Consider the following 13,671-nt stretch of genomic DNA (forward strand, 5'->3'; position numbering starts at 1 on the left):
TGTTTGACCTGATGACTCTACATGGCTCGTCGAAAGGTTATCGGCGTGGCAATTGAGAACTTTATGTTCGCTTTCGCAGCAAAATCGACTAGAGCGATTTTTGTCACAATCACAACAACCTGGCGCACATCAAAATTTTCCGAAACACTGTTTTAAAATGTTTGACTCACTTTTCACCACGGCGGAGAATGCGAAAAAACAGTCTTTTTGTTCATTTCATCATCAGGTTTCCTATGCCCACTCAGAAAATTGCCGTGATTGGCGAATGCATGATTGAACTGTCTCAGAACGGCGCTCAGCTGCAGCGCGGCTTTGGTGGCGATACCTTAAATACCTCCGTATATCTCGCTCGCCAGATCAGCGAAAGCGAGCTTGAAGTGCACTATGTCACCGCCCTTGGCGAAGACAGCTTTAGCCAGCAGATGCTGGACACGTGGCGTAAGGAGCGGCTGCATACGGCGCTGATTCAGCGCCTGGAACACCGCCTTCCGGGCCTCTACTACATCGAGACCGACGCCCACGGCGAGCGCACCTTCTACTACTGGCGTAACGAAGCGGCGGCGCGGTTCTGGCTGGAGAGCGAGCGTTCAGAGGAAATTTGCGCCGAACTGGCACAGTTCGATTATCTCTACCTGAGCGGTATTAGCCTGGCTATCCTCAACGAAACCAGCCGCGAGAAGCTGCTGGCAATGCTGAAGCAGGCGAGAGCCAACGGCTGCAAGGTGATTTTCGACAACAACTATCGCCCACGCCTATGGGCCAGCCCCGAAGAGACACGGCGCGTTTACCAGCAGATGCTGGCCTGCACGGATATTGCCTTCCTGACGCTGGATGATGAAGACTTGCTTTGGGGCACTGCCCCGGCAGGTGAGGTGATTCGCCGGACGCACGCTGCAGGCGTAGAAGAAGTGGTTATCAAACGGGGCGCAGAGTCTTGCCTGGTGTCGATCAGAGGTGCAAGCGAACTCGAAGTCCCCGCCCTTCGACTGGCGAAAGAAAACGTTGTGGATACCACCGCGGCAGGGGATTCGTTTAGCGCAGGCTACCTGGCGGTGCGTTTAACCGGAGGAACGACGGAAGAAGCCGCGAAGCGCGGCCATCTGACGGCAGGGACGGTGATCCAGTTTCGCGGGGCGATTATCCCGCTGGAAGCAATGCCCAAATAAGTGGACCCTCTCCCCGAGGGCTAAAAGAATTCCCCCTCTCCCCCATGGGGAGAGGGTCGGGGTGAGGGGCAATCCCGGCACTAAGAAGCCGGAGGAATATCCGAAACATCCTGCTTAGGATCGTCGGTCACCGGCGGCGCGGCGGCTGGAACCATCACCTTATCCCACGTCGCTTTCAGTTCCTTCATGTTGTACTCAGGCTCGCCCTTAGGCTGCAGCAGTATCAGCGACATATCCTGAGACAGCTGCTGACGCAGGTCCTGGTTGAGCATCGACACGGTCAGGCTGTCGAGGAAATCCTGGCGCAGCTTCTGATACTGTTCCGGCGCAATATCGACAACCTGGTTCTGCAGCGAGCGCATGCGCTGGCTGATCAACACATCGGTGTCGGTGCGCGCGTAGGTGGCAAACAGCTTCGTCAGCTCGCCCTTCTTCTGGGCAATCAGCGCATCAAACTCTTCCTGAGACAGGCCCTTATCGCGCACTCGCAGCAGCTCGCGGCCTACGCTGGTCAGGCTGGCGTTCAGCTTATCGTTTGGCGACTCAATGTTTATCCCGCACTGGGCACGCAGATAGAGCACGCGACAGTCGAAGCTGAGGTTCAGGTCTTTAACGCCGTTTTTGCCCAGGCTTTGCTGCACGTTCCAGAACAGCGCTTCGCGAGCCAGGTCCGCACGCCAGTAGCGCAGCAGCGCCGCAGACTCACGAATCGGCTGCCAGGTGTTGTCCCACATCAGAGAAAGCCTGTCCTGGTGCACGCTATCGGTCATCAGGCTGACCGGCTCAGGCTTGAGCGGGGAGAGCGTTGGCACCGGCGCAGGCGTTTCGCGCTTGCCTTTCAGCTCGCCGAACGTTTTGTTGATTTGTTCCGCTACGCTGCGGCTGTCTACGTTGCCGACCACGATAAGGGTCATGGCGTCCGGGGTGTACCATTTGTCGTAAAACGCTTTCAGCTGCGCGGCGTCAACCGGGCGCTTGAGGCTTTCTGCCGGATCATGGCCCAGCAGCGTGGAGCCTTTGAGGCGATAGCGCCACCAGCTGTCTTTGGTGTTCATCGGCCAGGTGGCAACCATATCCGGCGCGTGCAGCGCAGCGGTCACGGTGCCAGAGGCCACGTCCAGCGAGCCGGTATTCGTCGCCAGGAACATCAGCGCTTCTTTCAGTAAATCATTACGGTTATTCGGCAGGCTGAGGTTAAACAGCGTGAAGTCATACGAGACGATAGCCGGAGGAAGTGGGCGCTCCGGGTCGCTGCTTTGCTGCCATAACGAACGCGCCTGGCTCGTCGGCAGGCCGCCAGCCTGCGTCAACACCATGCGCGGTAAAAAGTGGCTGTAACCGCTTTGCTGAGCGGTTTCGGCGAGCGAACCGGTATTCACCATCAGGCGAATTTCAACGCGATCGCTTGGGCGCTGGGGAGTGGATAAAACCTGCCACTGGAAGCCGTTAGAAAGCGTTCCCTGTTGCCAGGCCGGGTCCGGCTGGAGTGCTTCTGCCTGCACGTTACCGGCCATTGCTGCTAACAGCAATCCGCCAGCTAAAAGTCGAATCTTGGTGCCCTGCATGTGAACCCCTAAAAACAATCCTGGTTAAAAGTAGCACATCGGCGCGGCATTCGACGTCCGCAGACCGACATAGGTGACGTTTCACCAATCCGTTTGACCGCATTTCTGCGAAAACGTCACTTAAGAAAGTGAAAAATAGAGAGTGTTGAATATTTAGCGGGGTAATTATGCAGAGTCGCCCGCAGCGAGGGCAAGTCGCTGCGGGCAATTGGTCGGATTAGTGGGAGACTTCGGTCACTTTTTTGTCGGATTGTGGATTATCCAGCTGCTGGCGAAGCTGTTTTTCATCCAGCTGTTTCACCCATTTGGCCACCACGACGGTCGCCACGCCGTTACCCACCAGGTTGGTCAGCGCACGGGCTTCGGACATGAAGCGGTCGATACCCAGAATCAGCGCCAGACCGGCGACCGGCAGATGCCCTACCGCAGAGATGGTTGCAGCCAGTACGATGAAGCCGCTACCGGTCACGCCTGCAGCTCCTTTAGAGGAGAGCAGCAGCACCACCAGCAGCGTTATCTGGTGGAAGATATCCATGTGGCTGTTGGTCGCCTGAGCGATAAACACCGCCGCCATCGTCAGATAAATCGACGTGCCGTCCAGGTTGAAGGAGTAGCCGGTTGGAATAACCAGGCCAACAACGGATTTACGGCAGCCGAGTTTTTCCATCTTATCGAGCATGCGCGGCAGCACGGACTCGGAAGAGGACGTTCCCAGCACAATCAGCAGCTCTTCTTTGATGTAGCGGATGAACTTGAAGATGCTGAAGCCGGTGACGCGCGCAATAGAGCCCAGCACCAGAATCACAAACAGCAGGCAGGTAATGTAGAAGCAGATAATCAGCTGGCCCAGCTGAACCAGAGAGCCGACGCCGTATTTCCCGATGGTGAACGCCATCGCACCAAACGCCCCGATAGGCGCCAGGCGCATGATCATGTTGATGATACCGAAGATAACCTGAGAGAAGCTTTCGATGACGTTAAAGATCATCTGGCCTTTGTGGCCCAGGCGATGCAGGGCAAAGCCAAATAGCACGGCAAACAGCAGCACCTGCAGGATGTTACCGCTGGCAAACGCGCCAATCACGCTGCCTGGAATCACGTCCAGCAGGAAGGCAATCACGCCCTGTTGCTGAGCCTGTTCGGCGTAAACCGCCACCGCTTTAGCATCCAGCGTCGCCGGATCAACGTTCATCCCCGCGCCAGGCTGCAGCACGTTGACCACGATAAGCCCGATAATCAGCGCGATGGTGCTGACAACTTCGAAATAGAGTAACGCTACCGCGCCGGTACGGCCCACGGCTTTCATGCTTTCCATGCCCGCGATCCCGGTCACCACGGTGCAGAAGATGACGGGCGCAATAATCATTTTAATCAGTTTAACGAACGCGTCGCCAAACGGTTTCATTTGGGCACCCAATTCCGGGTAAAAGTGACCCAGCAAAATGCCGATGGCAATTGCGGTCAGCACCTGAAAATACAGACTTTTGAAGAGTGAGGTTTTCATTAGAGTATCCTTGGGACGGAGAGTAACCGCAGCCCGGCTCAGGGACCGGTATCACTGCGGCACTCAACATATCACCCCAAAAAAAACGCAGAAGTGGCCTCGATCGACTTTGTTAACGGAATTGTTAAAAACTTGAACTGAACCGATCCAGCTCGCAACATTTGTAACTAATGTTTTTCATTCAGGCAGCAAGAAATTCACTTTCAAACTGCTCCAGGGTGCGGGCTTTGGCATACAGGAAGCCCTGCGCGTAGATAACGCCGTGCGCCACCAGCCACTCGCGCTGTGCCTCTTGCTCAACGCCCTCGGCCACCACTTTCAGGTCCAGCGCTTTGGCCATCGCGATGATAACCCCCACCATCGCGTTGTCTTCCGGCAGCCCTTCCACGAAGCTTTTGTCTATCTTCAGCACGTCAATCGGCAGCGCTTTCATGTGGTGCAGATGACGCAGGCTGGCGTAGCCCATACCAAAATCGTCCAGCGCGATGCGCACCCCAGCCTGGCGAAGCGGCCGCAGGATATTCACCGCCGCTTTCGGGTCGTCTATGCGGCGGCTTTCGGTCACTTCGAGGATCAGCGTGCCGGGCTGGATACGATAGCGCTTAAGCAGCTCCAGCAGCGACGGCACCATCTCTTCATGCAGCAATTGTAACGCAGAGAGGTTCACGCATAGCGGCAGCGTAATGCCCCTGCTTTGCCAGGCAGACAGGGTGCGGCAGGACTCTTCGAGGATCCAATTACCGACGGTAATCATCAATCCGCAGGCCTCAATGCGTTCAATCAACCCTTCCGGCAGGCTCCAGCTGCCGTCCAGCTGGCGCTGACGCAGCAGAACTTCGGCGCTGACCACGCTGCCGTCGCGCATATCCACCTGCGGCTGCAGCCAGACCGCAAAATGGTGTTTTTCCAGCGCGTTTAAAATATCGTGTTCTTCGGTCAGGCGACGCTGCGCTTTTTCCATTTGATCGGGGTCGAAGAACTGAATCTGATTTTTCCCGCAGCGGCGAGCAGAAAGCGTCGCCGAGGCCGCCCGACGGTAAAGCTGCTCGGCGCTGAGCCCGGGCTTGAACATCGCAATGCCGAGGCTGGCAGTTGGCTTCAGCTGAAGCGCCTGAACCGGCAAACGGGCATTGAGCGTTTCCATGATTTTCTGCGCCAGCGACATCGCATACCACGGGTCGCTGACGCCGTAGAGCAGCAGCCCAAAATCATTCAGGCTGAGCTGGGCCAGCACCGCGTTGGCAGGCAGCACGGGTTTGATTTTTTCCACCAGCGTCAGCAGCAGCATCTCGCGCTGCTCTTCGTTCAGCACGCCGGCCGCATCCTGCAAGGTTTCGCTGCCGATTAACATCAGCGCACCGTGTTTCTCGTTCACCACCATCTGCTCAATCAGCGCCAGCAGCAGCGCTTTGTTTGGCAGCTCGGTGATCGGATTGTGGGTGCTCATCGTGTTCATCTGCTCTTGAAGACGCAGCGTAACCTGCTGGTTGCGGTTATAGCTGCGCACCAGCATGCCGATTTCATCGTCATGGTGCAGCGGCGGCAACGTTAGCTGGTGCTCACCCGCCTGCTGGGGGTTAAGGCCATCCAGCTCGCGGCTAATCTTACGGATCGGATGCACCACCAGCCGATTGATGCACCAGCTGATCGCCACGGTCAGAATCAGCGCCAGCAGCAAATAGGTGGTCAACAGGGTGGAAATCGTGCTGATGATGATGCGATACATGCGCCACGAGTCGGCCTGTAGCACGAGATAAGCCAGCGGCTGCGGGTTAGCCGGGCGCTCCAGCGAATAAAGCGGGAGAGATATCTGCACCGGCAGCTCAAACACGCGGGTGATCAGCATCGGGATTTGGTGTTCCGGTATAAAGCTAAGCCGAAGCGCCTGGAACTGGTTCGGCAGCACCACGTCCGCCCGGCTGATAATGCCGGAAGGTTGGATCTGGTGCAGGATAGCCTCGGCCTGAGGAATGTCCGCCCGAAGGATAGCGTCAGACAGCGGAAGACGAATGGAGTGGGCGATTTTCTCCATCTGGGTGGCGGTGTCGTAGCGGTTTTGCTGCACAAAATGGAACAGCTGAATGACGATAAAAATAAAAATAAACACCAGGGCCACGGCTGACACCATAGCCATCTGTTTTATCGTTAGGGAACGACTGACTCGCAAGCTGACTCTCCGCTTATGCTTAACCCACGCCACGCCCGGCATCAGGATATTCTTATGCCCGCAGAGTATACTGCATTGCCACGGTTTTTAATCCTCGCCCCTGGATAATCGGCTAATTCTGCTTTTATGGCTAAATTTGAGTCAACGTCGGGCTGAAAAACCGCTGACGGCGGGCTAACCCGCCGTCTTAGAATACGCCCAATCAGAAGTCTGCGTAAGGCACCAGCGGCTGCGGCGGCATATCCATATCGCCCTGCCAGCCCGCCATCGAGTAGCGAACGAAAATCAGCGCGTGGCTTGGGGTGTAATCCTTGGCCTGCTGAATATCAATCCCGGCACCGATTGACCAGTGCGAACTGATGCGGCGCTCTACCAGCGCCCTGGCCGTGTAGCCGAAGCCGTTGCTGCTGCTGGCTGAGGATGGGTCGTTACGGTCCGGATAGCCATTGAGATCGTCCGGGTAGGCGTTAGTGTTATTTGGCACGAGGTTACGCAGCGGATAGCGCATGCCCGCATTGCTGTGGGAATAGGACCAGGAGCCGGAAGCGCCCAGCTCCCAGGACCAGTTCTCTGTACGCTTACGCCAGGTCACCGGCACGGCAAACGACACGTATTTCTGCGGGCTGTAATAACCGCCCTGGCCGAGGAAGTAGTCGCTAAGATCTTTTTCATAGTGCCAGACCATATTGGTGAGGCCGACGGTCAGGCGCTGGTTATTCTCGTTGATCAGCTTGTAGTAGTAGCCCGTCATCCAGCGCACGCGCCAGTTATCGGCCACGTTTTTCCCGGTAAGCGTGTCTGCGCTCAGGCTGGACCAGACGCCGTTAGCTTCGCCCTTATCGTAGCTCAGGCTGACACCGCCGCCGGTTGCCCGAACGCCGCCCCACACGGTATTGGTATTCGGATCCCGCTGCCCGCCGAAGGAAAGCAGGGAGCTGGAGATTGGGCGTCGGTGCGCATTCACGGTGTAGCCAATCGGCCCGAGGTCGTTGCTGTAGCTCACGCCGCCCACGACATCAACGACGTCAAAGCCCAGCGGCGTAGTGCCTATATCCGTCTGCCACGTATCGTTTTTCCAGCCAACGGCCAGGCTTGCGCCGTTGCCACTCTGTTTTGTGTTGCCGAAACAGTTGTGTTCCGCACAGGTGCCCCAGCGCTCCTTGTAGCCCGAGCCGTTATCTTTGAACGATCCGGCATCCATGTTCACCATATCGGTACGGAACCACATGCGTCCATCGCTGAGCGGGGCGTCCACTTCCAGCATGGTGGTGTGCGCTTTCAAATCTGAATAACCCGGCGTGCCGCTGGAACCCCAGTATTCGTGGTCAAGCGTCACGTTCACATCCTGCTGACGATAAAGATCGGCGGCGTCGCTACGCACGCCACGCTTCAGCCAGTCGTCTTTTTCGTCATTACGCGTAAGGCGAGTGAAGCTGTCGTTATCCACCGGGCGCGTCCGGGTGATACCTGAAGACACCATCGCGTCTTTATAGGTTTCCAGCGCCTGCTGCGGCTGGCCGCTTGCGGCCTGGAAGCGGGCGGCATCACGCATCACCAGCGCGCTGTCCATCGACGGCGGCTGGCTTTTCGCCGCAACCAGAATCGGGGCATAGGTTTGTGCAGCTTTTTCGTTATCACCCAAAACAGCCCAGGCATTTGCGACCCGGCGCTGGGTATTGATCGACGGGGTAACGCCCGCCGGGGTTGTTTGCAGCTTAGCCAGCAGATCACGAGCCTGCGGTTTATCACCTTCGGCGATCAGCACCTCGGTTAAGCCTAACAGCGCGTCTTCGTTATTCGGCGAGCGCTGCAGGACTTTCTGATACTGCGATTTCGCCGTGGTACGGTCGCCACGCTCGGCGGCCCAGTCGGCCAGCGTTAAATCAATGCGATCGGACGGCGTCTGCTGCTGAAGCAGCGCAATGGCGTCTTTTTCTTTACCGCCGTCCCGCAGGCGGTTAGCCGTTTGCATCACTTCGTTGAACTGCAACCGGTCGGCAAGCTCATGAATATTATCGTTCCACTGCGCTTTTGGCAGCGTATTGAGGTGGCTCAGCGCCGCCACATCGTGGTTATTGCCTGAAAGGTAAAGCCCGTAGGCGAAGACCTGCTCAGGGTCGCCAGGTTTACGCTGGGCAAGACCTCGCATCAGGCTATCCGCCTCGCTATGCTTCCCGGCGGCGTAGAGATCGTTAGACAGGCGATAGGTAATCCATACGCTGTCCGGGTCAAGCTTGAGCCGCTGACGCTGAACGTCCGCCGCTTTTGCCCACTGCCCCTGGCTTTCCAGCGCGGTAGCCTGCTGTTCCAGGCGATCTGCCGTCAGGCTGCGTTCAATATCATCTATGCTTTTGCGCTGGCTGGAGGAAAGGCTCTGAATATAGGCCGCAGCGCGCTCCGGCGACTGACGGCGATAAACGTTTGCCAGACCGCGAATGGCGTTGCTGTTTCCACGATCCATGCGCAGCGCCTGCTGGTAATAACGCTCGGCGCCCGCGTCGTCTTTTTTGGCGACGGCAACATCGCCAAAGCCCAGCACCGCATAGCTATCGGTATTATCAATTCTTTGCGCCTGCTGGTACTTCTGCAGCGCGGCATCCGGATTATTGGCTTTTAGCTGGGTATCACCCTGCTCAATAAGCAGCCAGTAGCGGTTCGTTTTGAGCAAGCTGTCCCACTTCCCGCGGTTATCGCTTTCAGGATCCATCTGAATCGCTTTTTCAAACTGCTGCACCGCCAGGGCACGTTTTCCCTGCTGGGAATAAGCCTGCCCCAACGCGCCAACCACTTCGCTGTCGTTCTGCTTAGCGTTTAACGCCTCTTTCAGCTGCGGGATCGCCTGGTTTCCGCGCCCGCCGCTGACGTCCTCTAAACCTTTAGCACGCGCCCGGAAGGCCGGATCGGCCAGCTGCTTTTGCTGCTGTGCGAGTTGTTCACGCGCGCTGGCGACCGTATCGCCCTCGGTGAACACGGTGAGAAAACGCTGCAAAGCCGCCACGCTTTCTGGCCCTGCCGGCAGGTTCTTAATTTGACCATACCACTGCACAGCGGCATCGCCCCGGCTGCTGTTGGACTTCGACATCTTCTCCAGCATCTGGTAAGCCTCGGCGCTGCGGTCGTTGGCAAACATCAGACGTGCCAGGTTGCCACGCAGCTCGGCATTCCCCGGCGCGGCAGCGTCCAGCGCTTTGAGCTTATCAATCGCCTGGTTAGCACCACCGGGACGCTTCGCCATCAGCATCCAGTATTCAATCGCTAAATCACCCTCAGGCGGGTTGCCGTCAAACATTTTTTCATAGGCCGTAATAGCCTGCTCGGTGTGGCCGCTGGCCGCGAGTAACCGGGCTTCCTGCAGCTGCTGGCGGCCGTCCGCACTGGTCAACATCATGGTGGACTGAGACTGTTTGTAGCCATCAGAACCGGGGGCCAGCTTTGCCAGCCGCTCCAGCTGCTTTTTCGCCCCGGCGTTGTCACCCTGGCGCAGCATGTAGCGCATCCGGGCTGAAATAACGTCCGGATCGTCGGGCGCCATCAGCTCCAGTCGGGCAAGGGACTGACGCACGATATCTTCGCGCTTGCTGGCCTCGCCCATACGCACCTGATCGAGCAATTGCTGCTGAGGCGTCAGGGCGGCCTGGGCCATCGGCATCAGCGCCATGCCCAGTGAGAGAGTGACTAAACTTAATGAGAACTTGCGCATACCTGACCCCAGCTCGGGATTAATTCACCCAGAGAATTGAAGCGAAAACGTTTTTGATCCCATCCCTGACCAAAGAGCGTTAAAACGTAGCTGTAATAGGCGTCAGCCTGGGGGAAATTGTCCTTAACCCGCTGGCGCTGCACTTCCCGTGCTTCGCTATCCTGTAAAAAAGGCAGCATCGCGGCGGAGAAACCCACCGGCCCGTTGCCCTGAATATTTCCGGTTTGCACCTCGACTTTTTCCGGCGGCAAACCTTGTTTAATCGTCATATCGGCCATCGGCTGGAATGCCTTTAGCAGCCGGGCCTTGTGCGGATCGTCGTCGGCCATCATGCCAACCCAAAGGTAAACGCGTATCGAGTCATAGCTGCCGTAGCGGGCATCATCTGTCGCAAACTGCCAGCCTTTGCCTTCGCGCCAGTCAGCCCAGTTTGGGGAGAATCCTTTTGGCGCAGTCTCGAGCAGTAACCGCTGATTAGCCGCCCGCATCGCCGGCCATGGGCCACGGTAGCGAACCACCCGCTGTAGCACCTGCGGCGGAAGGTAGCTTGGGTTCAGCCGCCACTCAGGGGAATGGTTAAAACCCACACGCCCAGGCAACAGTGAAAAACCAAGCCCAGGGATTTTAATCACTTCCTCTTTCGCCACGCGCTTAAGCAGCCTTTCGCCAAGGCGCTTATAGGCAGGCTCATGCCACAAACGCCCCGCCTCCAGCAGGCTCCAGACAATCCACATGTCGGCGTCAGAGGCAGAGTTAGTGTCTAAAACCGTCCACTCGCCTTTGTCGTTTTTGCCCCATAACCAGGCGGGCAGATGGTCTTTTAGCGCCCCTTCGGCAAGGTTGTTTTCCGTCCAGCTCAGCAGCTGGTCGAACATTGCCCTGTCGTTAGCGGCCAGCGCAAAGAAGAGCGCATAACTTTGCCCTTCCGAGGTGGTAATTTTGCGTTCATCGCTGGGGTCGATAACCCTTCCCTGGTCGCTGATGTAGTTCTGTTTAAACTGCTCCCAGGCAGGCCAGGTACAGGCGGCCTGCCCGGTAACGGCTGTCAACATCAGCCCGACCATCAGCAGTACGGAGCTGATTTTCATCGTGATTACTCGTCTTCAGGATCGATACGGCGGCGGCTAATAATACGCAGGATGCGCCACAGCACCCAGGCCAGCAGCACCACGCTTATCGCCGCAAAGATAGCCAGCAGAACCGGATGGTTCGACAATGCGTACCAGATGCGCTCGAACCAGGGCAGATGGCCAACGTAGTAAATATCACCCACGCGCAGGCTATCGACGCCGGATTCACGAATCACCGCCACGGACCCGGAAATCGCCGCACGTTTGCCGCTGTCATTAAGCGCACCGTTCAGCAGTTCGTAGCCGCGAGGGCTGTCGGCCAGTAAAGCGAGGACGCTGCGCTGGTCGTTATACGGCGACTGGAAGCCCACGATGGCGGCCATAGCACCTTTGGAATTGACCGTGGTTTGCGTATCCGCCGCGCGATCTTTTGGATCGGAAACGCTGCTCAGCAGCGGCGTCTGGCGGACCGGCGTTTTCACCCAGCTTTGCGCGGCTTCAACCAGAAGATCGATACGTTTGTCATCTTTCATCGTCGGCGGAATGGTGCCGATTATCATGATGTCCGCATCTTTGCCCTGAATTGTGCTGCCATCATCCGTCAGATTCACGTTTACGGCAGGGAAGCCGGTTTGCGAACCAATGGTGCCAAGCGCGTCCAGCAGCGCGGTCACCTGAGCAGGTTTAGGCTCCTTGCTGACCACCACGATAGTTTGCGAGAGATCGGCCATGCGGCTGAACGGGAAGCCAGCATTCGCGTAGGTACGCAGATCCGGCATCGCAATAAAGTGATGGTAGTTGGAGAAGTCGATAGTTGACTCGTCCTCCACCACAACGTGGTTTTGAATCGGCTGGTAAGTAATACAGTTTTCAAGCGAACCACCCGGCATCGGGTTCATGTACGAGAAGTCAAAGCGCAGCTGGTTGGCGGCACCCAGGCGCAGCGCCGGAATGGCCACGTCGGTTTTGCCGTCCAGCAGCCCTTGCAGCACCGGCAGGCGCAGCAGCAGCTTGCTGTTCTCTTCGCTCGGCGTCAGGCTGAACGACTGCAGGAACTGGTTGTTCAGGCTGATATCCATGCGCGAGCTGTCTTTCATCGCTGGCGCGGTGTAACGATATTTCAGGTTCAGATCGATCCCGTTACTGCGCAGCAGATAGAGATCCGGCGGCAGGTTCATGGTCACGCTAATCGCACCCGGCTGCACTCCGCTGGACTGCAGCTGCTCCTGGTAGCCTTTCATTTCGCCAAGCGTCACCGGGCGGTCGGTTCTCACCCAGTTTGGCGCATCGTAAGGTTCACGTGGCAGCAATGGCTTCACATCATCCACGGTGACGCTGCTGCCGCGGAACAGGATATTGCCCTGGGCAATCCCTTTTGCGGCCTGCACGAGGTCTTTGTCATCGCGCCCCATCACCACCAGCAGCTTAACGTATGGGTTATCCGGGTGGCTTATCATCTCAACGGTTGGCGCCTGCACGGCCGGATGGTCACGCAGGAAGTCAGGACGCTTGTCGTTAGTGGCAAATACGATACCGTTGCTTGTCGGCAACTGGTTGAAAAGCACCGGGAAGCTCTGCCCACGCCACGCCGTGCGGGAGCCAAACCATGAGGCGACAATCCCTGCGGCGCGCTGCTGCTCAATATCCGGGCTGGCGGCAAAAACAATCGGCAGCGTCAGCGGGCGGTCATCGCGCGAGTCGAAGAACGGCACCGGGAAGTGCGACAGGTCGTTTTGCACCGGCAAACGCTGATAGGTCAGCGACAGCGAACTGCTGCGCCCGACGTCCATCCACAGCGTGCTGCTGGCCGGGTTTTCACAGATATCGCGATAGTGGCCGACAAACTCCAGCCGCACGCGGTTGAAGTCGGTGATATACAGCGGATCGACCGGCACCTGAGCAAACGTCTTTTTGCCCAGCTGTTCTTTGGTGACCGGCAGAACGCCCATCAGCTCGTCGTTAAGATAAACTTTCAGCTGAGACTGCACCGGCAGCAGGGCAGGCGAAGGCGTGTATTCAAGATTCAGCAGCGCTTTCGAGACGATTTCATCCCGACGCATGCCAAACTCAACCCCGCTGTTCGGCTGCACGCCGGTTAACACCATACTTCCCGGCGGCGGCGCAATTTGCGCGAAATTCAGCTTCACATCGCGAGAAGGCACATTTTCGGCGACGATGGGTGCATTTGCACCCGGCACACCCGGCAAGACCTGCCCAACCGTAGGGGCGTTTTCCGCAGGCGTTGCAGGCACCACCGCGTCCGTCGACCCAGGCTGAGGTGTCACCACCGCCTGGTTTGCCGTAGCCACGGCAGGAACCGTCGGAGCCGGGGTCGCGTCAGCCGCGTTCACCGCCGTAACAGGCAGGGCGCTGATGCCTACCGCCGCCGCATAAAACCAGGATATTTTTCTTTTCATCGCGTTTTCATCAAATTAATCAGGCTGTTGACAAACCTCAGGCGAAGGAAGAAACACCAGAGAACATCAATTCGTTATTTCG

Annotated in this window: 7 protein-coding genes; 1 reads left to right on the forward strand and 6 read right to left on the reverse strand. The window is 57.5% G+C overall.

Translation table 11 applies throughout. The annotated features are described in order from the left end of the window. Positions 1-233: 233 nt before the first annotated feature. Complete coding sequence (locus HX778_RS03255; RefSeq protein ID WP_176981281.1) at positions 234-1,166, forward strand: sugar kinase; 933 nt, start codon at positions 234-236, stop codon at positions 1,164-1,166. An 80-nt stretch (positions 1,167-1,246) separates the two neighbouring features. On the opposite strand, the gene HX778_RS03260 is transcribed toward HX778_RS03255, so the two are convergent. The 6 genes from HX778_RS03260 to bcsB form a co-directional block, all read right to left on the reverse strand. Next, positions 1,247-2,731 (reverse strand): pitrilysin family protein, encoded by a 1,485-nt coding sequence (locus tag HX778_RS03260; RefSeq protein ID WP_038477538.1) that lies wholly within the window; start codon positions 2,729-2,731, stop codon positions 1,247-1,249. Between the two features lie 217 nt (positions 2,732-2,948). After that, the gene (locus HX778_RS03265; protein ID WP_038477534.1) at positions 2,949-4,235 is read right to left on the reverse strand and encodes a dicarboxylate/amino acid:cation symporter; all 1,287 of its coding nucleotides are present in this window, start codon (positions 4,233-4,235) and stop codon (positions 2,949-2,951) included. A gap of 181 nt (positions 4,236-4,416) precedes the next feature. Beyond that, positions 4,417-6,402, reverse strand: a complete 1,986-nt coding sequence (gene hmsP / locus HX778_RS03270; RefSeq protein ID WP_218167004.1) for a biofilm formation regulator HmsP — start codon at positions 6,400-6,402, stop codon at positions 4,417-4,419. Positions 6,403-6,604: 202 nt separating this feature from the next. Further along, on the reverse strand, positions 6,605-10,102 hold the full coding sequence (gene bcsC, locus HX778_RS03275; protein ID WP_176981283.1) for a cellulose synthase complex outer membrane protein BcsC: 3,498 nt from the start codon (positions 10,100-10,102) through the stop codon (positions 6,605-6,607). Further along, a complete protein-coding gene (bcsZ, locus tag HX778_RS03280) occupies positions 10,084-11,190 on the reverse strand; it encodes a cellulose synthase complex periplasmic endoglucanase BcsZ (RefSeq protein ID WP_176981284.1) in 1,107 nt (368 codons plus the stop codon). The genes bcsC and bcsZ overlap by 19 nt, the downstream gene beginning before the upstream one ends. A 5-nt stretch (positions 11,191-11,195) precedes the next feature. After that, positions 11,196-13,589, reverse strand: coding sequence for a cellulose biosynthesis cyclic di-GMP-binding regulatory protein BcsB (bcsB, locus tag HX778_RS03285; RefSeq protein WP_176981285.1), 2,394 nt, complete (start codon positions 13,587-13,589; stop codon positions 11,196-11,198). Positions 13,590-13,671 lie beyond the last annotated feature (82 nt).

It is taken from the genome of Cedecea sp. P7760 (assembly GCF_013386425.1).
Classification (GTDB): Bacteria; Pseudomonadota; Gammaproteobacteria; order Enterobacterales; family Enterobacteriaceae; genus Cedecea; species Cedecea selenatireducens.